19 protein-coding genes and 2 riboswitches are annotated in these 21,628 nt (G+C 65.0%); of the genes, 5 read left to right on the top strand and 14 right to left on the bottom strand.

What is annotated here, in order from left to right; genetic code table 11:
- Positions 1 to 140 precede the first annotated feature (140 nt).
- The 3 genes from RHP75_RS20880 to RHP75_RS20890 form a co-directional block, all read right to left on the bottom strand.
- The gene (locus tag RHP75_RS20880) at positions 141 to 1,094 is read right to left on the bottom strand and encodes a TAXI family TRAP transporter solute-binding subunit (RefSeq protein ID WP_311089867.1); all 954 of its coding nucleotides are present in this window, start codon (positions 1,092 to 1,094) and stop codon (positions 141 to 143) included.
- A 402-nt stretch (positions 1,095 to 1,496) separates the two neighbouring features.
- Positions 1,497 to 2,849 carry a sigma-54 dependent transcriptional regulator gene (locus RHP75_RS20885; RefSeq protein WP_311089868.1) on the bottom strand — a complete coding sequence of 451 codons (1,353 nt, stop codon included), beginning with the start codon at positions 2,847 to 2,849 and terminating at the stop codon, positions 1,497 to 1,499.
- 168 nt (positions 2,850 to 3,017) lie between these two features.
- The gene (locus RHP75_RS20890; protein ID WP_311089869.1) at positions 3,018 to 4,766 is read right to left on the bottom strand and encodes an ATP-binding protein; all 1,749 of its coding nucleotides are present in this window, start codon (positions 4,764 to 4,766) and stop codon (positions 3,018 to 3,020) included.
- A 142-nt stretch (positions 4,767 to 4,908) separates the two neighbouring features.
- On the opposite strand from RHP75_RS20890, the gene RHP75_RS20895 reads away from it, so the two are divergent.
- A complete protein-coding gene (locus RHP75_RS20895) occupies positions 4,909 to 5,736 on the top strand; it encodes an AraC family transcriptional regulator (RefSeq protein WP_311089870.1) in 828 nt (275 codons plus the stop codon).
- On the opposite strand, the gene RHP75_RS20900 is transcribed toward RHP75_RS20895, so the two are convergent.
- The 11 genes from RHP75_RS20900 to cbiE all read right to left on the bottom strand — a co-directional run bounded on the left by RHP75_RS20900 (position 5,737) and on the right by cbiE (position 16,687).
- Positions 5,737 to 6,324 carry a LysE family translocator gene (locus tag RHP75_RS20900; protein WP_311089873.1) on the bottom strand — a complete coding sequence of 196 codons (588 nt, stop codon included), beginning with the start codon at positions 6,322 to 6,324 and terminating at the stop codon, positions 5,737 to 5,739. It abuts the gene before it with no gap.
- 92 nt (positions 6,325 to 6,416) lie between these two features.
- Positions 6,417 to 7,211 carry a DNA-binding domain-containing protein gene (locus RHP75_RS20905; protein WP_311089874.1) on the bottom strand — a complete coding sequence of 265 codons (795 nt, stop codon included), beginning with the start codon at positions 7,209 to 7,211 and terminating at the stop codon, positions 6,417 to 6,419.
- Positions 7,202 to 8,047, bottom strand: coding sequence for a DUF692 domain-containing protein (locus RHP75_RS20910; RefSeq protein WP_282874527.1), 846 nt, complete (start codon positions 8,045 to 8,047; stop codon positions 7,202 to 7,204). The genes RHP75_RS20905 and RHP75_RS20910 overlap by 10 nt, the downstream gene beginning before the upstream one ends.
- Positions 8,048 to 8,103: 56 nt before the next feature.
- A complete protein-coding gene (locus RHP75_RS20915) occupies positions 8,104 to 8,361 on the bottom strand; it encodes a hypothetical protein (RefSeq protein WP_090378569.1) in 258 nt (85 codons plus the stop codon).
- Between the two features lie 117 nt (positions 8,362 to 8,478).
- On the bottom strand, positions 8,479 to 9,498 hold the full coding sequence (locus tag RHP75_RS20920) for an iron ABC transporter permease (RefSeq protein ID WP_311089875.1): 1,020 nt from the start codon (positions 9,496 to 9,498) through the stop codon (positions 8,479 to 8,481).
- Entirely contained in the window at positions 9,495 to 10,448 is a 954-nt protein-coding gene (locus tag RHP75_RS20925) for an ABC transporter substrate-binding protein (RefSeq protein WP_311089876.1), read from the bottom strand. The genes RHP75_RS20920 and RHP75_RS20925 overlap by 4 nt, the downstream gene beginning before the upstream one ends.
- On the bottom strand, positions 10,445 to 11,215 hold the full coding sequence (locus RHP75_RS20930) for an ABC transporter ATP-binding protein (RefSeq protein WP_311089877.1): 771 nt from the start codon (positions 11,213 to 11,215) through the stop codon (positions 10,445 to 10,447). Before RHP75_RS20930 ends, RHP75_RS20925 begins: the two co-directional genes overlap by 4 nt.
- On the bottom strand, positions 11,215 to 13,326 hold the full coding sequence (locus tag RHP75_RS20935) for a TonB-dependent receptor (RefSeq protein WP_311089878.1): 2,112 nt from the start codon (positions 13,324 to 13,326) through the stop codon (positions 11,215 to 11,217). The genes RHP75_RS20930 and RHP75_RS20935 overlap by 1 nt, the downstream gene beginning before the upstream one ends.
- 296 nt (positions 13,327 to 13,622) lie before the next feature.
- Positions 13,623 to 13,828: riboswitch (cobalamin riboswitch) on the bottom strand.
- A 145-nt stretch (positions 13,829 to 13,973) separates the two neighbouring features.
- On the bottom strand, positions 13,974 to 14,690 hold the full coding sequence (locus RHP75_RS20940; RefSeq protein ID WP_311089879.1) for a (2Fe-2S) ferredoxin domain-containing protein: 717 nt from the start codon (positions 14,688 to 14,690) through the stop codon (positions 13,974 to 13,976).
- A gap of 78 nt (positions 14,691 to 14,768) precedes the next feature.
- Complete coding sequence (locus tag RHP75_RS20945; protein WP_311089880.1) at positions 14,769 to 15,488, bottom strand: cobalt-precorrin-6A reductase; 720 nt, start codon at positions 15,486 to 15,488, stop codon at positions 14,769 to 14,771.
- Complete coding sequence (cbiE, locus tag RHP75_RS20950; RefSeq protein ID WP_311089881.1) at positions 15,485 to 16,687, bottom strand: precorrin-6y C5,15-methyltransferase (decarboxylating) subunit CbiE; 1,203 nt, start codon at positions 16,685 to 16,687, stop codon at positions 15,485 to 15,487. Before cbiE ends, RHP75_RS20945 begins: the two co-directional genes overlap by 4 nt.
- 58 nt (positions 16,688 to 16,745) lie before the next feature.
- Positions 16,746 to 16,947, top strand: a riboswitch (cobalamin riboswitch).
- A gap of 95 nt (positions 16,948 to 17,042) precedes the next feature.
- Between cbiE and cobG the strand changes: the two genes are divergently transcribed.
- The 4 genes from cobG (at position 17,043) to cobJ (ending at position 21,526) form a co-directional block, all read left to right on the top strand.
- Positions 17,043 to 18,386, top strand: coding sequence for a precorrin-3B synthase (gene cobG, locus RHP75_RS20955; RefSeq protein ID WP_311089882.1), 1,344 nt, complete (start codon positions 17,043 to 17,045; stop codon positions 18,384 to 18,386).
- Positions 18,379 to 19,005, top strand: coding sequence for a precorrin-8X methylmutase (locus RHP75_RS20960; RefSeq protein ID WP_311089883.1), 627 nt, complete (start codon positions 18,379 to 18,381; stop codon positions 19,003 to 19,005). Before cobG ends, RHP75_RS20960 begins: the two co-directional genes overlap by 8 nt.
- Entirely contained in the window at positions 19,002 to 19,754 is a 753-nt protein-coding gene (locus tag RHP75_RS20965) for a precorrin-2 C(20)-methyltransferase (protein WP_311089884.1), read from the top strand. Before RHP75_RS20960 ends, RHP75_RS20965 begins: the two co-directional genes overlap by 4 nt.
- Positions 19,755 to 19,864: 110 nt before the next feature.
- Complete coding sequence (gene cobJ, locus RHP75_RS20970; protein ID WP_311089886.1) at positions 19,865 to 21,526, top strand: precorrin-3B C(17)-methyltransferase; 1,662 nt, start codon at positions 19,865 to 19,867, stop codon at positions 21,524 to 21,526.
- Positions 21,527 to 21,628 lie beyond the last annotated feature (102 nt).

The raw sequence follows: 21,628 nt of genomic DNA on the forward strand, positions 1-21,628 counted from the left end.
GTTACAACGTCGATAGCGCAAGAGTCGCCAACAAAACCTGCCGTGGCCTGCACGCCGGTTTTATTCGCAGCTCTAGCTCGTGTCCGGAGAGGTTGACGCTGCGCACAGCGCCAACCTACACCCTCAACCCTTCAGCAGCCTTACAGTGCGCCGGCTTCTTTGTAGAAGCGCTCGGCACCCGGATGCAGCGGAATCGGTAGGCCCTTGGCGGCGCCTTCCAGCTTGATGTCCTTGGCCGCCGAGTGGGCGTTGCCCAGGCGCTCGAGGTTATCGAACATCAGTTTGGTCATCTGGTAGGCCACTTCATCGGATACGCCGTCATGGCTGACCAGGATGTTGGTGATGGCCACGGTCGGTACATCGCTGTCCTGACCGTCATAGGTGCCGGCTGGAATCGAGGCAGCCTGGTAGGCGGCGTTGTCGATCTTCGCGGTGATCTCCGCCGGGATGGCGACAAAGTTGATCGGCAGAGTCGCGGCCAGGTCGCGAATCGCCGCCATGCCCAGGCCCGAGGACTGCAGGGTGGCATCCAGCTGACGGTTCTTGATCAGCTCGACCGACTCGGCGTACGGCAGAAACTCCACCTTGCCCATGTCTTCATAGCTCAGGCCAGCGGCCTTGAAGATGGCGCGGGCGTTCAGCTCGGTGCCGGATTTCGGCGCGCCGACGGAGATGCGCTTGCCTTTCAGATCCGCCAGGGTGGTGATACCGGATTCCTTGCTGGCAACGATCTGGATGTAGTTCGGGTAGGTGCCGGCAATCGCCCGCAGCTTGCTCAGCGGCGCCTTGAAGCCGGCGTCTTCCACGCCATTCCAGGCATCGGCTACCGAGTCGCCGAGGGCGAAGGCCAGTTCACCGCGACCGGCTTGCAGCAGGTTGAGGTTTTCCACCGAGGCCTTGGTCGCCTGCACCGAGGTTTTGGCGCCGTCGATGCCGTTGCCGTAGAGCTGCGACAGGCCTACGCCAATCGGGTAGTACACACCGCTGGTACCACCGGTCAGCACGTTGATAAAGGTCGGGGCGGCGAGTACCGCGGTGCTCGCGGTAAAGGCTGCGGCAGCAGCAAACAGGCTGAATCGTTTGGTCATTCGCATGGAAGAATCTCCGTCGTTGTTATGGCTTTATGCAGAGGTTTTCACTGTAGACGCTGCGCGCCACCCAGGTGGCAATGCAGCGCCGGGACTAACGCAATGGCGAAAAGGAGCAGAGGCTCACGCGCGGCCTGAGCCGAGCGCACAAGAGATGGGCAGTGGATGCCGAGCGCGACAGGCGCGCAGATGCTGCGGGGCAGTGCATGGGATTCACCTCTTGTCTTTCTTATGAGGCCGAGGCAATCGAGTGCCTGGCTGACAAGAGCTATAGCAGATGCCGTGCCAGTGAGAGAAAAGCCCGTGCTAGAGCCTTTAACCTGCCAAACACGGCCCGCCTGGCGGCGATGGTGAGCGGAAATCCGCCAGTGCAAAAACCTGGATAAGCGAAATTCCGCCGACTAGTTCTCACTCGTCATCAGCACTGCCGGCCGGCCGATAGCTGCTGCGCAGTAGACCGTGGCGCTGCATCTTCTCGTTAAGGGTGCGGCGTGGCAGCTGCAGCAGTGTCATGACTTCGGCGATATTGCCCTGGCAATGCTGCAGGGCGCGGTGCAGGCACTGTGCTTCGAAAGCCTCCATCTGCTCGGCCAGCGACTGTTGCGGCAGGCCATCGTCGCCCTCCACACCGCCACTCAAGCCCAGGGCATGGCGTTCGGCAGCGTTGATCAGCTCGCGCACGTTGCCCGGCCAGTCGTGCCCGAGCAGCCGGGTCAGCTCGCTCGGTGCCAGGCTCGGTGTCTCACGGCCATGGCGTTGCGCGGCCTGGTTGGCGAAGTGTTCGAACAGCAGCGGAATATCTTCACGGCGCTCGCGCAGCGGCGGAATGCGCAGGGTGGCGACATTCAGCCGGTAGTAGAGGTCTTCACGGAAACGCCCAGCCTTGACCTCATCGAGCAGATCCGGCTTGACCGCGCTGATCACCCGCAGGTCGACCTGGATGCTGCGGTTGGAACCGAGGCGCTCCAGGGTTTTCTCCTGCAACACGCGCAGCAGTTTGACCTGCTGGGCCAGCGGCAGGCTTTCCACCTCATCGAGGAACAACGTGCCGCCGTCGGCATGTTCGATGCGGCCAATACGCTTGCCCTGGGCGCCGGTAAAGGCGCCGCTTTCATGGCCGAACAGCTCGCTCTCGAACAGGTGCTCGGGAATCGCCGCGCAGTTCAGCGCGACAAACGGCTTGCCGGCGCGGTTGCTGAAATCATGCAGGCAACGGGCAACCCGCTCCTTGCCGCTGCCGGTGTCGCCACGCAGGAGGATATTCACCGAGGTGCCGGCCAGTTCGAGGATCTGCCGACGCAGGGTTTCCATCGACCGCGAGACGCCGAGCAGCTGCGCCTCGATATGGTCCTTGAGGGCGAACTGCTGACGCAGCTGGCGGTTCTCACAGACCAGACGGCGTTTGTCCAACGCGCGGCGCACGCTGTCGAGCAGGCGTTCGGGGGTAAAGGGCTTTTCGATAAAGTCATAGGCGCCCTGGCGCAGCGCCTGCACCGCCATCGGCACATCGCCATGCCCGGTGATCAGAATCACCGGCAAGTCGCGGTCGCGCTCCAGCACGCTGTCGAGCAGCTGTAGGCCATCGGTGCCGGGCATGCGCACATCGCTGATGATGATGCCGGGGTAGTCACGGTCGACCAGCGCCAGCGCGGCCTGCGCCGTGGCACAGCTGTGCACGCGAAAGCCGGACAGCTCCAGCCACTGCTGCACGGCCTCGCGGATTGCCGCTTCATCGTCGACGACTATTACCTGCCCAGTCATGGCATTTCCCCCTCTTTAAATCGGCGGGCAGTGTAGCCCGGAAGGAATCTGGGAAAACAACACTCCTGTGGCGATTCAGCAACTGACGATGGAATACCGCCTAGAGGGAGGGGCTTTAGCCGCGACAAAGACACCCGTGTTTCGCGGCTAAAGCCCCTCCCACATGATTTAGGGTGCGGCCGGCAGGCGCAGGGTAAACACCGCGCCCTGCTCGCCATTGGCCGCCTCCAGGCTGCCGCCCAGTTCGCGGACGATACCGTAGGACACCGCCAACCCCAGGCCCAGTCCGGCACCCACCGGCTTGGTGGTAAAGAACGGCTCGAACACATGCTCCAGCGCCTCGCTGGCAATGCCGCCGCCGCTGTCGGCGATGCTCAGCAGGCACTGCTCGGCCTGGCGCTCGATACGAATCTGCAGTTGCCGCACGGTGCTGTCCGCCATGGCATCCAGGGCATTGTTCAGCAGATTGAGCAGCACCTGTTCCAGGCGAATCGCGTCACCCAGCACCCGCGCCTCGCTGTCGATCTCGCTGTGCAGCTGCACCTGTTCGCTGCGCAGGCGCGGCGCCAGCAATTGCAGCGCCTGCTCCAGCACATCGCTCAAACGCAGACGCTCGCTGAGACCCGCCGGGCTTTTGCGGGCAAAGGTTTTCAGGTGACCGGTGAGCCCAGCAATGCGTTGCAGCAGGCCATCGATACGCTGCAGCCCTTCGCGCACATCGTCCTGGCGACCGCTATCGAGCAGCAAACGTAGGCTGCCAAGCTGCATCTGCATGGCAGTCAGCGGTTGGTTGATTTCATGGGCCATGGCCGCCGACATCTGCCCCAACGCCGCCATCTTCGCCGCATGCACCAGGCCTTCCTGAGCCTCGCGCAACTCGGCGGTACGCAGCGCCACTTCACGCTCCAGGCGTTCACGAATGCCGGCCTGCAGACGCTGAGTCTTACGCCGCTGGGCCAGGTAGAGCAGCAGAAACGCCAGGGTCATCCACACCCCGGCGGCGGCCAGGCGGTAGCTGCGCACGCTGTCGACCAGGGTTTTCGGCTCGTGCAGCAGGTGCAGGGTCCAGCCTTCATCGCCCAGGGCCTGGCGTTGCCAGAGATAATCACGCGGGCCATCCGGGCCATCGACCCGGCGCCACTGGCTGTCGCTGTCGATCTGGCGGCGCAGCGTGCTGGCCAGCGGCTGCAACGCCTGTTCGGCGTATTTGCGCACCTCCACCAGCTCGGCGCGGGCCTGCTCGCTCAAACTGTCGAGGGCGAGAAAACGCCAGGCCGGGCGGTTGCTGAGGATAACCACCGAGTAGCTATCGGCCACCAGCAGCACGCCGGGCTGGCTGGCCCATTCGCGCTGCAACTCTTCCAGCTCCAGCTTGACCACCAGCACGCCGAGCACCGTGCCGTCGTCGTCGCGCACCGCATGGGAGAGAAAATAGCCGGGGATGCCGGTGGTCACGCCCACCGCAAAATAGCGCCCGGAGGACTGGCGAACGGCATCCTGAAAATACGGGCGGAAGGCGTAGTTGTTGCCGACAAAACTGCTCCAGTCACGCCAGTTGCTGGCCACCAGGGTTTCGCCTTTCGCGTTGAGCAGGTACAGCACGTTGGAACCGGCGGCGCTGTTGAGCTGTTCCAGGCGCTCGTTGAGCTTGCTGCGCAGCAGGCTATCGGTCGGCGCACGCAGCAGCGACTTGATATCGCTGTCCAGCGCCAGCACTTCGGGCACCGAGCGGAAGCGCTCGACCAGGGTGTGGATCGACTGCGCATATAGCTGCAACTGTCCGCGCGCCTCCAGGCTGCGAATCTGCCAGGCGCGCTGCTCGGCATAACGCCCGGCCAGCCAGATGCTCGCCAGCAGGCCGAGCAGAATCAGCAGGACGATCAGGGCAACGCGGTAACGCAACAAAAATGCAGACATGCGCGGCTCGCAACAAGGCGGAGCCGGCATGGTAAGACAAAGCACCGCGCCGTGCAGAGCGCAGCGGCTCGACTGTTTGAACAAGCGCCTGCGGCCGCTATAGTCAGCGCTGGCTATACGACGATTACGCCAGGGACGCATGATGAGCACTGAGCAACAGGCCACCACCCCACGCTTCTGGCGCGACCCGGCGCTGCCCTTCGTGGAAACGCGCGAAGCCCTCGATGGCCGTCTGTTGTGCTACGCCAAGCATTCCCATGAGTGCTTTTCGATTGGCACCATCACCCAAGGCCGCAGCACCTACCTCAATGAAAAGGCGCGCGAGCAGGTCGCGGCCGGCACGCTGGTACTGATGAACCCGGGTGACGTGCATGCCTGCAACCCCGTGGATGGGCAGCCCTGGTCGTATCGCATGTTCTATATCGACAGCGCCTGGCTGGGCGAGCTGCAACACCAGCTGGGGTTCGGCCACAACCCGCAACTGCAGCCCTTCTCCGCCATCCTCAGCCGCGACCCTGAACTGTTCAACGGCCTCAATCAGCTATACGACCTGCTCAACGCCGCGTCGGTCGATCAGCTGCGCAAAGAGTGCGCCCTGATCGACTATTTCAGCACCCTGCAACAGCGCCTGGCCCCCGCACCGGCTCCGATCCGCGAGGACAACCCGCGCATTCGTCTGGCCGCAGAATTTATCCGCGCGCACTGCACCCAAACGCTCAAGCTGGAAGACATCTGCAGCGCCGCCGAGCTATCGCCCTCGTACCTGATTCGCAGTTTCCGCCAACACTACGGCATGACGCCGCATGCCTACCTGCTCAACTGCCGCGTGCAAGTGGCCCAGGCCGGGCTGAAACGCGGCGAGTCGATTGCCGAGGTGGCGCTGGACGCCGGCTTTGCCGACCAGGCGCACTTGCAGCGCACCTTCAAACAGCTGCTCGCCGCCACCCCCGGGCAATACCGCCGCGCCTGATCAGACCAGCAGATAAACCGCCGACAGCACCAGCAGCAAGGCCAGGCCGCGATTGAACCGGCGCAGGTACAGCGGATTCTCCAGGTACTGGCGCAGGTAAACCCCGGCCAGCGCCCAGCAACTGATCGACAGATAACAGATCACGAAATACAGCGCCGCGAACTGCCCCACCCGCCACAGATCACCATCTGCCGCATAGGCGCCCATGCCTGCCATCGAGGCCAGCCAGGCCTTGGGGTTGAGCCACTGCATCAGCGCGCCCTTGAACAGCGACGGGCGCTGCTGCGCGGCGTTGCCACTCAGCTGCCCGTCAGCCCGGGCCAGACCGTAGGCCATGTACAACAGAAAGGCGACGCCAAACCAGGCCACCCATTGCGTCAGCACCGGCCACTGCTGCAACAGCTGTTGCAAACCCAGGCCCATAGCCAGCAACAACGCGGTAAAGCCGAACGTCGCCCCCGTGACATGGCGCATGCTGCTGCGCAGCCCATGGGTCGCGCCGGCACTAAGCGCCAGCAGGTTGACCGGGCCGGGAGAGATCGAAGCAGCGAGGGCAAAACCCGCCATGGAGTAAAACAGCGTATTCATCACACACCTGTCAGCACAACCAAAGGAGGTGCCAGGCTGACAGGCGCACGGCGCAGGGTATTGAAGGAAATTGCCCTGTCAGGACAGAGCACTCAACGCGAGAGGTGATCCGCCCGCTGCAACAGCCCATCCGCCAGCCACTGACGCAACCAGCTCACCGCCTGCACGGGTGCCTGTTCGCCCAGGTTCGCCAGCTCGCCGCACAGCTCGGCGAAATTCCAACCCTGCACAGTCATGCCCTGCAGTGCCGCCGCTTCATCGGCCGCCAGGCTGCGGTAGCGGGTAATCAGCTGATCACGCCAGACCACACAGGTCTCTGTCGCAACCAGTGGCTGGCTGCCGGGGAAGTCATCCTGCTCCTTGCCCGCACGCCAGATCGCCAGACTGTTATGCCGGCACGCCAGCCACTGCACGCTCGGTAGCAAACGCACCTGCAGGGTCGGCCAATCTTCGGCCGGCAGTTCGGCCATCTGCGTCAGGCTCAGGGGCTGGCCTTCAGGTGCATCAAAGGCCAGGGTAAAGGCCCATTCCAGCCGCGCCAGCTCGCTGAGCGGCGCGGCCTGTGCGGGAATCAGGTAGCCGTCGATAAAGTCCGCCAGCTTTGCGCCTAACCAGCGCAGGCTGAAATGCTGCGAGGGGTGCGCGTCGAGATAGGCCAGAGCCAGGGCATCGAATTCCTCATCACCGAGCCAGCCATGCACCGCCGGATAGTCACCACGCAAGGCCTCCAGCAGACGCGCGCGGTAGGCGTTGTGGTAAATCGCCAGGCCCTGTTCGGCACTCAGCGCCGCACTACCCAGCAGACTGGCCTGCAGCGCCGGATTAGGCTGGGCATCGGGGCCCTGCAGGTAGGCCTGCACCTGCGCCTGCCAGTCACTCAGGCGCATTGCGCTGTGCCTTGCAGTGCTTGGGCGGCAAACCGGCGCGCGGTATTCAGCTCGTCGAGCAGCACATCCAGATCGGGGAAATGATCGTCACGCTCCAGCAGCGTGGACACCGGGCCGAGGTGCTGCAGGGTGCGTTGATAAAGCTGCCAGACCGGATCACTGACCGGCTGATCATGGGTGTCGATCAGGTAGCTGCCGTAATCGCTGTGGCCGGCCAGGTGCAGCTGACGAATGCGCTGCTTGGGCAGGCTGCTGATAAAAGTCCAGGCATCAAAGCCATGGTTGCGTGCACTGACGTAGACATTGTTGACGTCCAGCAACAGCTCGCAACCACTCAACTCGCTGAGCGCGGCGAGAAACTGCCATTCGCTGAACTGATCATCGGCGCAGCGCAGGTAACTGGAGACGTTTTCCAGCACCAGCGGCCGCTCGATCACGTCCTGCACCTGGCGCACCCGCGCGGCCACATGCTGCAGGCTCTCCTCGGTGTAGGGCAGTGGCAGCAGGTCATGCAGCTGGTGGGCATTGCCCCGGCTCCAGCACAGGTGATCGGAGATCCACGCCGGCTGCACGCGCGCGGCGAGGTGTTTGAGCTGGCGCAGGTAGTCGCGGTCCAGCTCATGCGGGCCGCCAATTGACAGCGACACGCCATGCATCACCAGCGGGTACTGCTCGCCGATGGCATCGAGAAAGTAGAGGGCCTTGCCGCCCGCTACCAGATAATTTTCCGAGACGATCTCGAACCAGTCGATCGCCGGCCGTTGTTCGAGAATGGCTTGGTAATAGGTGCTGCGCAGGCCCAGGCCGAAACCAAGATTGCCGCGTTGAGCATTCATTGCTGGCTCCTTGCAGGGTGATGCGGGGCAACCGCACGGCGGCCGCCCCGGCTCACTTACTCGCCGACAGTACCTTTGGCGGCATTGCACTCAGCGAGGGTCATCGACTTGAAGCCGTGACCTTTGCAGGCACCCTGACCTTTGCAGCTGTTTTCGGCGGTCTTGCAGTCATTCTGGCCTTTGCAGGACGTGACGCCGTAACAATGTACTTTGGCTTCTTCAGCCACTGCTACGGTGCTTGAGAGACCAGCGAACAGGCTGGCAGCAGCGAAAGCGATAGCAGCACCAGTAGCAGCGGTAGATTTCATGTTCATGTGCGTATCCTCGGGTGATCTGGGTTGGCCGGACGAAAAGGGTTTTGTGTGCCGGCATTCAACTAGAGCGACGAGACGAACAGGCGTTACAGCAGCGCTGAAAAAAACTTTAGCGATTCAGCGCCGACGCAGTAAAAGCACGAAAAACACCCCACCAATCGCCGCAGTGGCGATGCCGATGGGCAGGTCCTGTGGGGCCAGCAGGGTGCGCGCGGCGACATCCACCCAGACCAGAAACAGCGCGCCAAGCAGCGCACTCACCGGCAGCAGGCGACGGTGTTCGGCGCCCACCAGAAAGCGCGCCACGTGCGGCAGGATCAGCCCGACAAAGCCGATGGCACCGCTCAGCGACACCAGCACCCCGGTCAGCAGCGAGGCGCAGACAAACACCAGCAAACGCACCCGACGTGGCTCCAGGCCCAGGCTGACGGCGCTGTGTTCACCGGCCATCAGCGCATTCAGCGCCCGCGCCAGACCGAGCAACAGCAGCAGGGCCAGCGCCAGGCACAGCGCCGGCAGCCACAGCAGTTCCCAGCGCGCCAGACCAAGGCCGCCGAGCATCCAGAAGATCACCGAACTGGCGGCATGGTGATCACCGAGAAACAGCAGCAGGTTGCTCGCTGCCATCATCACAAACGACACCGCCACCCCGGCCAGCAACAGGCGATCACTCTCCAGCCGACCGCCGCGACTGGCAATCGCCAGCACCAGCAGCATGCTCACCAGTGCGCCGACAAAGGCCGCCAACGGCAGGCTGAGCAGGCCGATAAACTCACCCAGATAGAGCACCACAATCACCGCGCCGAGCGCCGCACCGGAGCTGACCCCAAGCAGATGTGGATCAGCCAGCGGATTGCGCGTCACCGCCTGCAACGCCGTGCCGACCAGCGCCAGCCCGGCCCCCACCAGTGCACCGAGCACCACCCGTGGCGCACGGATCAGCCAGACGATGCTGTCCTGGGCGCTGCTCACCGCCTGCGCCGGCTGCAAGTCAAACAGGCGCTGGCCGAGGATCTCCAGCACACTCGGCAAGGGCACCGGCGCGGCGCCAAAGCCCAATGACGCGGCGCAGGACAGCGCCAGCGCCAAGGCCAGCACCAGCAACAACAGGCGGTAGGCGCGCGGGCTGCGAATCATTGACCGAACGCCTGCGGGTGCAGTGCGGCGGCCAGGGTTTCGATGGCGGCGGCGTTGTCCAGGCTCGGAGTGACGGCCAGGTACGGCAGCACCACAAAGCGCTGTTCACGGATCGCCGTCAGCCCCTGCAAGGCCGGGTGCTGCAGCAGAAAGTCACGCTTCTGCGCCGCGCTGCGCTCGCCGTAATCGACGATCAGAATCACCTCGGGGTCGCTGCTGATCACCGCTTCCCAACCAACGCGCACCCAGCTCGCGGCCAGCTCATCCATCACATTGCGCCCGCCAGCGGCTTCGATCAGCGCCTGTGGCATGGCCAGGCGGCCGGCGGTAAACGGGCTTTCCTCGCCGCTGTCGTAGAGAAACACCCGTGGCGCCGGGCCGCTATCGGCCAGGCGTGCACGCACCGCCGCCACCCGTTGCTGCATGCCCTGCACCAGCGCCTCAGCGCGAGGCTGCACGGCGAAGATGCGGCCAAGGTTGTGCAGATCGTTGTAGACATCCTCCAGGCTGGCCACCCGGCGTGGCATGACATGGGCGCAGGACTCGCTCAGCTCATACACCGGAATGCCGAACCGCGCCAGGCTGGCCGGGGTGACTTCACCACCGACGCGCATGCCGTAGTTCCAGCCGGCGAAGAAGAAATCCGCCTCGGCGTTGAGCAAGTTTTCCAGCGACGGATGCCGCGCGGCCAACTCGGGCAAGTCGGCCAGCTGCGCCATCAGCTCGGGGTTGGGAGTTTTCCAGGCGCTGATGCCGCTGTAACCGACCATCCGCGATTTCAGCCCGAGGGCCAGCAGCATGCCGGTCAGGTTGATGTCCTGACTGACTGCGCGCTGCGGCGGTTGTTCGATGGTCAGCTGACGGTCGCAGCTGGTGACGGTAACCGCCTGGGCAGACAGGGCCGCGCCCAGCAGCGGCAGGCAGAGGGCGTAATGCAGAAAACGCTTCATGGATTGATCCAGGTAATACGCGGGTGCCCCGCGAGGGGATGACGGTCGACCAGCGCCTGCACGCCATACACCTCGGCCAGCAGCGCTTCCGTCAGCACTTCGGCGGGGGTGCCGCTGGCCACCACGCGGCCATGGTCGAGCACATACAGGCGGTCGCAAAAGGCCGCTGCCAGGTTGAGATCATGGAAGCTGGCCAGGGTTGCCAGGCCAAGGTTTTTGATCAGCCGCAACAGCTCCAGCTGGTAGCGCGGGTCGAGGTGATTGGTCGGCTCGTCGAGGATCAGCAGCGTCGGTTGCTGCACCAACGCGCGGGCCAGCAGCACACGTTGCTTCTCGCCGCCGGAAAGGTGGGCGAAAGCCTGGCGCTTGTGCTCGGTCAAACCCACCCGCGCCAATGCCTGCTCGACCAGGGCGAGATCGGCCTGATCATCGCCATCGAACAGGCCCTTGTGCGGCGTGCGGCCCATGGCGGCGACTTCGGCCACGGTGAGGCCGAAGTCCTGGGGAAACTCCTGCAACACCACCGCCACCCGCTGCGCGCACCAGCGCGGCGAACGGCTCCACAGCGCTTCGCCGTCCAGCTCGACACAGCCCTGATCAGGCCGCTGAAAACGGTAGGCGCAGCGCAGCAGGCTGGTCTTGCCGCTGCCGTTGGGGCCGAGCAGACCGACCAGCTGGCCGTCGCCCACCGCCAGGTCGATGCCGTCGAGCAAGGCCTGCTCGCCGTTGGGCGACCAGGCCAGGTCGCTGATCTGCAAGTGCGGCATCAGAAACGGTAATCGGCAGTGACGAACAACGAACGCGGCGCGCCTAGGTACCACTGCTGGCCATCGCTGCTGCCGGTGGTGGCGTACTGGCGGTCGAACAGGTTGTTCAGCTCCAGCCCCAGACGCACGTCCGCCAGCACTTGCCAGCCGATGTTGGCATCGACCACGGTGTAGCTCGGCAGCGTCACGTTGTTCGCCGTGTCGGCGTAGCGCGCATCGACATAACGCGCGCCGACACCGGCCTGCACCTGCTCGCTCAGCGCCTTGCTCAGCCACAGGTTGGCGGTGCGCCGTGGCACGTTGGTCGGCCGATTGCCGCTGCGGTCACCACCGGCTTCCGTGAAGTCGTCGTACTCGGCGCGCACCCACGCGGCGTTGGCCGACACCTGCCAGCCCTGCCCCAGCGCCAGCTCCAGGGTGGCTTCCAGGCCGTCGGACGACTGCTGGCCGATCTGCTCGGTCGACGCGGTCGGGGTGGCGCGGCTGAGCAGCTTCTCCTTGACGATATGGTAAGCAGCCAGCGTCCATTCGCCCTGGCCATTCCAGAACGCCTGCTTGAGGCCGATTTCGGTTTGCTTGGCCTCGCTCAGGTCGAACTGCTGCTGGGTCGGGTTGAGTGTCAGCAGGTTGCTCACGCCCTCGGTGCTAGTGGCATACTGACCATACAGCGACAGCTCGGGCGTGACCTCGAAGACCAAGCCGGCGCGCCAGTTATCGCCGCTGAGGCTGCGGTCCTTACGCGAGTCATCAACCAGGTTACTGCGGTCGATATGTACCTGATCGCGGCGCACACCGCTGACCAGCGACAGGCGCTCAGTCAGCTGGGTGCGGTTCTCGGCGAACAGCGAGAATTGCCGCGCCAGATTGCGTTCGCGCGGGCCGTACCCCAGTGGATCGGTGCTCTGGTACTGGCCACCACCGCTGCCGGCGAGCGGCACGCTGTCAGTAAAGCTGCTGGCAAAGTCGTGCTGACGGGCGAAGTGAATACGGTTGTAGTCCACGCCCACCACGCTGCGGCTATCCAGACCGAAAAGGGCGTGCTCCAGGGTGAAGGTCTGACGGTCGCCGACCTGCTCCTGGGTGTGCTTGATCTCGTAGAAATCGCTGCGCTTGACCTGATCACCCGGCTGCCAGCGGTAGGACTCAGCATTGCGCCAGTAGCGCTGGGTTTTGATGTAGTAGAGCTGGTTGCTGGCGCTCAGGGCATCGTTGATCCGCCAGTCGCTGACCAGTCGGGTGATCTGGTCGTTGTAGCGAATCTCGGCGTTATCGACGTTGTAATTGCTCTCGCGCAGGCTCTCGCGGTACTGGCCGGCGACCAGCGGCGTGCCCAGGTAGCGCTGCGGGTCCTGATCGCCCTGATCATGGGACAGGGTGAAACTCAGCGCATCGCTGGCATCCCAGCGCAGGGCCGCGCTCAACGCCTGGCTCTGCGACTCGCCGTCATCGACCCAGCCATTGCTGGCCTGCTGATTGAGGTTGAGCCGGTAGCTCAACGCATCGCTGAGCGAACCACCGCTGTCCAGCGCGGCCTGGCGGCGATCGTCGCTGCCGTAACCGAAGCGCAGCTGGTTGCTGATGGCGCCGGTAAAGGGCTTTTTCGGCACCACGTTGATCACCGCGCCGGTCGCGCCTTCGCCGTACAGCACCGAGGCCGGGCCGCGCAGCACGTCGACGCGCTCCACCGACCAGGTGTCGACCGGGAAGGTCACGGTGCCGGCCCCGACATACTGACGGGTGCCGTCGTACAGCTGCATGGTCGCGCTGTGCCCGGTAAAGCCGCGCGCCGACAGTGCGGTGCCGCCATTGCCGGGGCTGCCAATGCTGCTGATGCCAGGGGTGCGGGTGACCGCGTCCTGCACGCTGAGGTTGTTGCGCCCGCGCACCTGCGCGCCGCTCAGGCTGCTGGTGCTGGCAGGGGTTTGCAGGGCCGTCAGGCCCAAGCGCGAACCACTGCTGCTGGGCGTATGCAGATCGCTTTCGCCCTCCGCAGCAGCCTTGGCCTGAATGGTCGTGGCCGGCAAATTGACCGGGGACTCGCCCGCCACAGCCGTACCGGCCAGGCACAGGGCAAGGGAAACAGAGAGTTGAGACAGGGGATAGCGCGCCATGATGCTTCCATCGCAAAAGGGATAGGCACGGCAATCCCGATGGAAACGCGCAACAGCAAAACACGGGCGCACAGGCACCCACGATCGGCGTCAACGCCCGCCCACCGCGGGTTGCCAAACAGTTGGGAGTTGCCGCTGCATCACTGGCAGCGCACAACATCCCTAAGAACCTGTTTACGATTCCGCGAGCTAGAGCAATGCAAGGCAAAAAGAGGCAAGGAAGCGGAGTGTACTTTTGTACATGAGCATTCCGAGCCTGTTTTTAACGCAGCAGTGCCGACGCGCAGCAGATGGTAGACAGGTTCTAAGAATCAGGCCGGTCTCCGGGCTTACGAGGGTCATGAAGCCATCGCCTTCCCATGCAGAAACTGCACAGTGGCATCGTGATGACGTCGCTCGCTTACCGTTGCGGGGGCAGCGTCGGACTAGCCCAAAGGGCGCACCGACTTCCCGTTTAACCTCACGCACGGCGGCGTGAGACACCTGAAACGGCGCGGATATGACCATCCGCGCCAGCACAAGTCAAGACGTGAACTCGACAAGGCCGCCCGCTCAAGGACGAGGGTTACATCTGTGGGAGGCGCTTTAGCGGCGACTTCTGATAAGTGATAGAGCGGCTGTAGTCGCGGCTAAAGCCCCTCCCACACTCAGCTCTGATCAATGCGCAGCTCGGGCACGGCGCGGCCGGCCACCAGGCGCTCATCGACCAGGCGGATCAGCTCGGCTTCATCGCGCACGCGGAACCACTCACCGGCCGGATAAAGGCTGGCCGTCGGGCCCAGATCACAGGGGAACTGGCACTGCGTACGGGTGATATGCACGCCGCCTTCGCACTCCAGTTTGCCGGCGGCCTTGAGGCGCTGACGCAGGGTTTTCCACAGGTCCAGCGCACCGCGCCGGGTGCAGCGCGGGCCGTTGCACAACAGCAGGCGCTGCGCATGCGGCGGAATCTGCGACCAGGCGTGATGCCCCGGCACCGCGGCCACACCGACACAAGGCAGGTGCAGCTCGGGGCGCTCGATCAGCGCGCAGGCGGCCTCCACCGGCAAGCCCTCGGCCTGGCCAATCGCACTGGCGACAAACAGCTGATCGGGATTGGCCTGCTGGCCTAGCTCGCTGCGCAGCCAATCGAGGTGCGGGCTGCTGCTCTGCGGCTCCAGATCAATCACCAGCAACGGCCGCTCGCCCTCGGTAACCCGCTGCCAGAGCGGCGCATAGCCTGCGCTGGTATCGACGATATCGGCCAACGCCGCTTCCCCGCGCAGCTCAGCCAAGCGCCGGCGGAACAGCTCAGCAAACGCGCCCTCGGCCAGGTCAGGGCCGACAAACAGAATGCGGGCGTAAGGGGAAACGGACGTGGTCATGGCGGCCTCCAAAGCGGGGCGGCAGTCTAACAGGGGATTTTTTGCCTTGGGGGGCAACCGCTCGGCGGCCAACTTGCCCTATAACTGCAGCGCCTCGGTCAGCGCTTCGAGGCTAACAAACTCGCGGTCCACACTCGGCAAGAGCGGCCGGCGCAGCAGCAATACCGGCAAACCCAACTCGCGCGCCACCTGCAATTTCGGCTCGGTGGACTGGCTGCCACTGTTCTTGCTGATCAGCACATCGGTGCCCAGGCGAGCGAATAACGCGCGTTCCTCGTCCAGCGCGAACGGCCCGCGCGCCCCGATAATCTCGGCACGCGGCACGCCTTGCTGGGCCGTCAGACAACGTACGGTCCAGTGCTGATGCAGGGGTATCTCGTGCAGGTGTTCCAGCGGCTCGCGGCCCAGGGTAAACAGCGGACGGCGGAAATCCTTCAGGGCTTCGACCAAACCGGCCCAGTTATCCACTTCACGCCAGTCATCACCCTCGCCGGCTTGCCAGCCGGGACGACGCAGCGCCCAGCAGGCGATTCCGCTCAACTCGGCGGCGCGGACGGCATTGGCGCTGATCTGTGCGGCATAGGGGTGGGTCAGATCCAACAGCAGTTCGATGCACTGCTCGCGGATAAACTCCGCCAATCCTTCGGCCCCGCCAAAGCCACCAACGCGCACCTGGCAGGGCAAGTCATCCGGCACCCGACCCAGCCCGGCCAGGCTGTAGATGGCTTCGGGGTTTAAACGGCGCGCCAGACGCAAGGCCTCGGTAGTGCCGCCAAGCAGCAGGATGCGCGGGCTCACGGCTTGCGCACCTCCAGCAGAGTGATCGGCAAGGCGCTGCGCCAGGTGTCGAAACCGCCCAACGGCTGCGCCTGGGCCACGCTGATACGGGTCAACTCACCGCCCACCTGCTCGCGCCAGGCCACCAGTGCCGCTTCGCTTTGCAGGGTCACGGCATTGGCCACTAGGCGCCCGCCCGGTTTCAGGCTGGCCCAGCACTGCTCCAGCACGCCGGGGATGGTCACGCCGCCACCGATAAAGATCGCATCCGGCGCAGCCAATCCGGCCAAAGCTTCGGGCGCGCGGCCGGCGACCAGTTGCAGACCCGGCACGCCGAGAGCATCGCGGTTGTGCTGGATATGCGCCTGACGGCCGGCATCAGCCTCAATGGCCAGCGCCCGGCAGCTGGGGTGCGCGCGCATCCACTCGATGCCGATGGAACCGCAGCCGGCACCGACATCCCAGAGCAGCTCACCGGGTTGCGGCGCCAGGCGCGCCAGGGTGATAGCGCGCACGTCGCGCTTGGTCAGCTGGCCATCGTGCTGATAGGCATCATCCGGCAAACCCGGCGTCAGCGGCAGCAGGCGCGCCTCAGCGCCCGCCACACAGTCGATTGCCAACAAATTAAGGTCGGCCGCGCGCGGCAATGCCCAATCGCTGGCCAGACCATCGATGCGCCGTTCCTGATCGCCGCCCAGGTGCTCCAGAACGGTCAAACGGCTGGGACCAAAACCGCGTTCACGCAGCAGCTCGGCCACCGCCGCCGGGCTGTCGCCGTCATTGCTCAACAGCAGCAGCCGCGCGCCGGGGAAAATCTGCGCCTGCAGCGCCGCCAACGGCCGCGCCACCAGCGACAGCACCGTCACGTCCTGCAGTGGCCAACCCAGGCGAGCAGCAGCCAGTGAGACGGATGAGGGCGCAGAGAACACCTGCAATTCCTCAGCCGGCAGCTGCCGCGCCAGGCTCGCACCCACGCCATAGAACAGCGGATCACCGCTGGCCAGCACGCACACCGGCGTACCGTGCCGCGCCAGTACCGGCTCCAGGCTAAAGGGGCTCGGCCAGCGTTCGTGCTGCCCTGGCAGATTGCTGGGCAACAGCGCCAGCTGCCGTGGGCTGCCAACAATCCACTGCGCCTCGCCCAGCGCCCGACGCGCCGCCTCACCCAGGCCGGCATAACCGTCTTCACCAATGCCCACCAGGGTTAACCAGGCTGTCATACCCACTCCTCTGCCCCCGCCCGACAAGCTAGGGTGTCAGCGCATCAAACAAAGCGGGCATAATACAGCCTTCGTCGGTGCCCACCGCCATGGTGCGAGGGGCCTAAGAGGGAATCCGGAGCGATCCGCTGATCGTGACCGAGCTGCCCCCGCAACTGTAAACAGCGAGTCTGCCGCAACTGCGCCACTGGGAAACTGGGAAGGCCGCGCCAGATGATGACCTGTCAGCCAGGAGACCTGCCGACGACGCTAGTCGCGAGTGCCAACATCGGGCGGGGTGTACCGATGCCATGAAATCCCCTGTGGGCGGATTTCGCTGGTTCGGTCGCCGCGTCTTTGTTGTTGGTGACCCTTTTTGCACGACTGTCCAACCTCCGCCGACCTGCCCGACCCACGCCCTAGCGCGTGCCCCGGCCTGCTGCGCATCGTACAGGCGCTGGATGGCGGCATCTGCCGGGTCAAGCTGGCCGGCGGCGTACTCAGCAGTCAGCAGGCTCGCGCCATCGCCGAGGCGGCCGAGCGCTGCGCCAGCGGTGTGCTGGAGCTGACCAACCGCAGCAATCTGCAAATTCGCGGCGTACTGCCAGGCCAACAGACCGAACTGATCGAACGCCTGCTCGCCGCCGGCCTTGGCCCGAGCAACCCAGCCTCCGACGATGTACGCAACCTACTGCTCAGCCCCGCCGCCGGCCTCGACCCGCAGGCCCTGCTCGATACCCGCCCGCTGGCCGCCGCGCTGCTCGACCTGCTGCAAAACACCCCGGCGCTGCATGGGCTGTCGGCCAAGTTCGCCCTGCAGCTGGACGGCGGCGAAGCCCTGGCCATGCTCGAACACCGCCACGATATCTGGCTAAGCGCCCTGCCTGGCACGCCAACCCGACTGGCCTTTGGCCTGGCCGGCTGCCCGACTGACCGGCCGCTGGGCGTGGTCGAGGCTGAGCAAGTCATGCCGCTGGTGGAACAATTGCTAAGGCTGTTTATCGAACTGGCTGGCAGCGAACACAGCCGGATGCGCCAGCTGCTGAGCGTGATTCCCGCCCACCAACTGCTGCAACAGCTGCAAACGCGCCTGCCCTTTACCGTTCAGGCGCCACCGACCGATTGGCAACACAAACCAGTCAGCCCACGCGCGCCGATGGGCATTTATCCACAGCAGCAAAACGCCCTTTGCATGGTTGCCGCCGCTTCACGTCTGGGTCGAATCGACGCCGCACAACTCAACGCCCTGGCCGATCTGGCCGAGCAGCACGGCGATGCCAGCCTGCGCCTGACGCCCTGGCAGGGCCTGCTGCTGCCAAATATCCCCGAGCGCTCGGCAGACAACCTGCTGCACAAACTGGCCGAACTGGGCCTGCTGATCGATGCACAGGAACCGCTTAGCCAGCTGATCGCCTGCACCGGCTCCAGCGCCTGCGGCAAAGGCCTGGCCGACAGCAAGGCCGATGCCCTGCATCTCGCCGAGCGCCTAGGCGCCAGCAGCGCACGGCCGCACGTGCATCTCAGCGCCTGCCCGCGCTCCTGCGCCGCCGCGCATACCGCGCCCTTTACCCTGCTGGCCAGCAGCGCCGGGCATTACCAGCTCTATCAACGCACGCCCGAGGCGGCCGGTTTCGGCCAACTGCTGGCCAGCGCCATGACTATCGACGAGGCCGGCGACTGGTTCGCCGCCCACTGCGCAACAGGAAACAGCGATGCTTGAGTACATCCGCGACGGCCAGGAAATCTACCGCCAGTCCTTCGCCACCATCCGCGCCGAGGCCGACCTGTCGGCGATCCCGGCAGACCTGGAAAAACTCGCAGTGCGCGTGATCCACGCCTGCGGCATGGTCGATGTGGTGCAGGATCTGCGCTTCTCCGCCGGGGCCGGTGCTGCCGGCCGCGCCGCCCTGGCCAAGGGCGCGGCAATTCTCTGCGATGCGCGGATGGTCGCCGAGGGCATCACCCGTCCGCGCCTGGCCGCCAACAACCCGGTGATCTGCACCCTGCATAACGACGGCGTGATCGAGCAGGCCCGCGCGCTGGGCAATACCCGTTCGGCAGTTGCATTGGAACACTGGCGCGAGCACCTGGAAGGCAGCGTGGTGGTGATCGGCAACGCCCCCACCGCGCTGTTCTATCTGCTGGAAATGCTCGACGCCGGCGCGCCGAAACCGGCGCTGATTATCGGCATGCCAGTGGGCTTTATCGGCGCGGCGGAGTCCAAGGACGCTCTCGCTGCCGACAGCCGTGGCGTGCCCTATGTAATTGTGCGTGGCCGTCGCGGCGGCAGTGCCATGGCGGTGGCGGCGGTCAACGCCCTGGCCACGGAGGTGGAGTGATGACTGTGCAAAAAGGCCGCCTGCTCGGCATAGGCGTCGGCCCCGGCGACCCGGAGCTGATCACCCTCAAGGCCCTGCGCCTGCTGCAATCGGCCGCCGTGGTTGGCTACTTTGTGGCCAAGGCCAAAGCCAACAAGGGCCAGGGCGGCAACGCCTTCGGCATCATCGAACAGCACCTGACGGACACGCAGCAGCGCCTGCCGCTGGTCTATCCGGTGACCACGGAAAAACTCGCCACGCCGCTGAGCTATGAAGATGTGATCAGCGACTTCTACGACACCTGCGCGGTGCAGATCGCCGCCCGGCTCGACGCCGGCCAGGACGTGGCGGTGATCTGCGAAGGCGACCCGTTCTTCTACGGCTCCTATATGTACCTGCACGACCGCCTGGCCGACCGTTACGACGTGGAAGTGGTGCCCGGCGTGTGCTCCATGCTCGGCTGCGCCTCGGTGCTCGGCACCCCGTTGGTGTACCGCAACCAATCCTTGAGCGTGCTCTCCGGCGTGCTGCCCGAAGCCGAGCTTAAGCAGCGCTTGAAAGATGCAGAGGCCGCCGTGGTGATGAAGCTGGGGCGCAACTTCGAGAAAGTCCGCCGTGTGCTGCAGGAGCTGGGCATCGACCAGCGCGCCCATTACGTCGAACGCGCCACCATGGGCAACCAGCGCATCGTGCCGCTGGATGAAGTGGAGCCAATGTCTTCACCGTACTTCTCGATGATCGTGATTCCCGGCGAGAAATGGCGCGGTTAACCGCCTGCAAATAACCCGTGGGAGGGGCCGGACGGCGATCCGCTTTAGCAGCGACATGCCTTATGTAGCTCGCGGCTAAAGCCCCTCCCACAGAACAGATGGAACACCTTATGACCAGCGTCCCCGCCATCATTATCCTCGGCCCCTCCGCCCTGCCCTGCGCACGGCGCATCCAGGCGTTGTATCCACAGGCTGAGATCCACGGCCTGCACAGCCGAGTGACGGACGCTGAGCGCACCTATGAAGACTTTGGCGACACCCTGCGCACGCTCTACCGCGCCGGTACGCCGCTGATCGTGCTGTGTGCCGCCGGTATCGTGATTCGCAGCCTGGCCGCCGTGCTCGGCGAGAAAGACAGCGAACCGCCGGTGCTGGCCGTGGCCGAAGATGGCAGCGCCGTGGTGCCGCTGCTTGGCGGCTTGGGCGGGGTCAACCGCATGGCGCGGGAGCTTGCCGCGCACCTGCAGGTCAGCGCGGCGATCACCACCAGCGGCGAACTGCGTTTTGGCACCTGCCTGCTGGAGCCGCCGGCCGGCTATGTGCTGGCCGATCTTGAGCAAGGCAAGGGTTTTGTCAGCGACCTACTCGGCGGCCAGGCCGTGCGTATCGAAGGCGACGCGCCCTGGCTGGCTCAGGCCAAACTGCCGGTGGATAACCACGCCAACCGGGTTATCCATATCAGCCCGCACAGCCGCGCGGCCAATGCCGATGAACTGCTGATCCATCCGCAGCAAGTCGCTGTATGGGTCGAGCATGCCGGCGCCGATTTACTTAGCGAACTGCAGCAGGCGCTGCAAACCAGCAACCTGGCACCGCAAAGCCTGGCCTGCCTGCTGGCCGAACCAGAACTGATGGCCAAAGCCGAGCTGCACCACGCCGCCGCACAACTCAAATTACCGCTGCGCTTTATCGACGACGCGCAGCAACTGCCGCCGCTGCACAGCCAGCACGCCAACCTGCGCCTGCTGCTGGCCGCTGCACCCATCGACGCCAATCAGCTCGGTCGGCCCCGTGGCCGCCTGACGGTGATTGGTCTCGGCCCCGGTGCCGCCGAATTTATGGTGCCCGCCGCACGCCAGGCGCTGGATGAAGCGCAGGACCTGCTCGGCTACGAAACCTATATCAATATGGCCGGCCCGCTGCGCCCGGAGCAGGTGCGCCACTGCACCGATAACCGCGAAGAAATGCAGCGCGCCCGCCATGCCTTTGAGCTAGCCGCCAGCGGGCGGCGCGTGGTGGTGGTGTCGTCCGGCGACCCTGGGGTGTTCGCCATGGCCGCCGCCGTGCTGGAAGCCCTGCATGAATCAGCCGACGCAGAATGGCAGCGGGTCGACCTGCAGGTGTTCCCTGGCGTTTCCGCTGCGCTGGCCACCGCAGCCAAGGCCGGCGCACCACTGGGCCACGACTTCTGCCTGATCTCCCTATCGGACAACCTCAAGCCCTGGGCGATTATCGAAAAACGCCTGGCCCACGCCGCCGCCGCTGACTTGGTGATGGCCTTCTACAATCCCATCTCCAAAGCCCGCCCTTGGCAGCTCGGCGCTGCGCTGGAGATCATCCGCCAGCAACGCACCCCGGAAACCCTGGTGGTGCTAGGCCGCGATATCGGCCGCCCCGGCGAAACCCTGCGCACACTCACCCTCGGAGAACTCACCCCAGAGATGGTCGATATGCGCACTCTGGTAATAATCGGCTCCAGTCAGACCTGCCGCTTTCCGCGTGCTGAGGGTGGGGAGTGGGTGTATACGCCGCGGAGTTATCCACAGTCGTAGGATGGGTTAAGCCTGCGATACCCATCGCCGGCATCAAGTGGTGGGCTGAAAACGGCCAAAGCGGTCTCTCGCGGACAATAACGCTCCCGCCAGCACAGGATA

It is taken from the genome of Pseudomonas sp. SG20056, assembly GCF_031764535.1.
In the GTDB taxonomy this organism is placed as follows: domain Bacteria; phylum Pseudomonadota; class Gammaproteobacteria; order Pseudomonadales; family Pseudomonadaceae; genus Aquipseudomonas.

Excerpts from the sequence above, each read along its gene's own strand:
- RHP75_RS20900 (WP_311089873.1), bottom strand. The coding sequence starts at position 6,324 with ATGAATACGCTGTTTTACTCCATGGCGGGTTTTGCCCTCGCTGCTTCG.
- RHP75_RS20910 (WP_282874527.1), bottom strand. The coding sequence starts at position 8,047 with ATGAATGCTCAACGCGGCAATCTTGGTTTCGGCCTGGGCCTGCGCAGC.
- RHP75_RS20920 (WP_311089875.1), bottom strand. The coding sequence starts at position 9,498 with ATGATTCGCAGCCCGCGCGCCTACCGCCTGTTGTTGCTGGTGCTGGCC.
- RHP75_RS20905 (WP_311089874.1), bottom strand. The coding sequence starts at position 7,211 with ATGCGCCTGAGTGACTGGCAGGCGCAGGTGCAGGCCTACCTGCAGGGC.
- cbiE (WP_311089881.1), bottom strand. The coding sequence starts at position 16,687 with ATGACAGCCTGGTTAACCCTGGTGGGCATTGGTGAAGACGGTTATGCC.
- RHP75_RS20930 (WP_311089877.1), bottom strand. The coding sequence starts at position 11,215 with ATGCCGCACTTGCAGATCAGCGACCTGGCCTGGTCGCCCAACGGCGAG.
- RHP75_RS20960 (WP_311089883.1), top strand. The coding sequence starts at position 18,379 with ATGCTTGAGTACATCCGCGACGGCCAGGAAATCTACCGCCAGTCCTTC.
- RHP75_RS20940 (WP_311089879.1), bottom strand. The coding sequence starts at position 14,690 with ATGACCACGTCCGTTTCCCCTTACGCCCGCATTCTGTTTGTCGGCCCT.
- RHP75_RS20880 (WP_311089867.1), bottom strand. The coding sequence starts at position 1,094 with ATGCGAATGACCAAACGATTCAGCCTGTTTGCTGCTGCCGCAGCCTTT.
- RHP75_RS20895 (WP_311089870.1), top strand. The coding sequence starts at position 4,909 with ATGAGCACTGAGCAACAGGCCACCACCCCACGCTTCTGGCGCGACCCG.
- RHP75_RS20885 (WP_311089868.1), bottom strand. The coding sequence starts at position 2,849 with ATGACTGGGCAGGTAATAGTCGTCGACGATGAAGCGGCAATCCGCGAG.
- RHP75_RS20925 (WP_311089876.1), bottom strand. The coding sequence starts at position 10,448 with ATGAAGCGTTTTCTGCATTACGCCCTCTGCCTGCCGCTGCTGGGCGCG.
- RHP75_RS20890 (WP_311089869.1), bottom strand. The coding sequence starts at position 4,766 with ATGTCTGCATTTTTGTTGCGTTACCGCGTTGCCCTGATCGTCCTGCTG.
- RHP75_RS20935 (WP_311089878.1), bottom strand. The coding sequence starts at position 13,326 with ATGGCGCGCTATCCCCTGTCTCAACTCTCTGTTTCCCTTGCCCTGTGC.
- cobJ (WP_311089886.1), top strand. The coding sequence starts at position 19,865 with ATGACCAGCGTCCCCGCCATCATTATCCTCGGCCCCTCCGCCCTGCCC.
- RHP75_RS20915 (WP_090378569.1), bottom strand. The coding sequence starts at position 8,361 with ATGAACATGAAATCTACCGCTGCTACTGGTGCTGCTATCGCTTTCGCT.